Genomic DNA, 443 nt, shown 5'->3' with positions numbered 1-443 from the left:
CCATCGGCAGGATGCGCCGCTTTATTCCCCGCAAGACGGATCTCGTAACCCTCTCGACCGCCAGATTCCGCCAGTTCATCGCCGCCTACAACAACACCCCGCGCAAATGCCTTGACTACCGCACGCCCGCCGAGTCCTTTGCTCAAGTGTTGCACTTCGAATGTGAATCCACCTCCTGGCTTTCGCCAGGACGACAACGAAGAGTCACATCTGCAAGATTTGCCGCGGCGTATGGATCTCTGCTTTCGTGTTTGGTCCCTGCTGATTGGTTTGATGGAATCGGTGTAGAACGAGGCGTGGCCTTTGTCAGGGAGCGCCTCGGGTCATGGAACTGAGCCTGCACGCGAACGCCACGACGACGCCGAAGACGCGCGCCTATATCCAGCGCAGCAGGAAGTCGGTTGCCGAATTGGCGACGGAACTGGGGGTCAGCGAGACCACGA

2 pseudogenes are annotated in these 443 nt (G+C 59.1%); both read left to right on the top strand.

Features of this window, described 5'->3' with window-relative positions:
- Nucleotides 1–335, top strand: a pseudogene (locus I6F38_RS43405) (hypothetical protein); the annotation flags it as partial.
- A pseudogene (locus tag I6F38_RS43400) lies at nt 326–443 on the top strand (IS481 family transposase); the annotation flags it as partial. The pseudogenes I6F38_RS43405 and I6F38_RS43400, both read left to right, overlap by 10 nt.

It is taken from the genome of Bradyrhizobium sp. BRP56 (genome assembly GCF_020194035.1).
GTDB classification, from domain to species: Bacteria; Pseudomonadota; Alphaproteobacteria; order Rhizobiales; family Xanthobacteraceae; genus Bradyrhizobium; species Bradyrhizobium australafricanum.
This window is presented reverse-complemented; position numbering and strand designations above follow the sequence as displayed.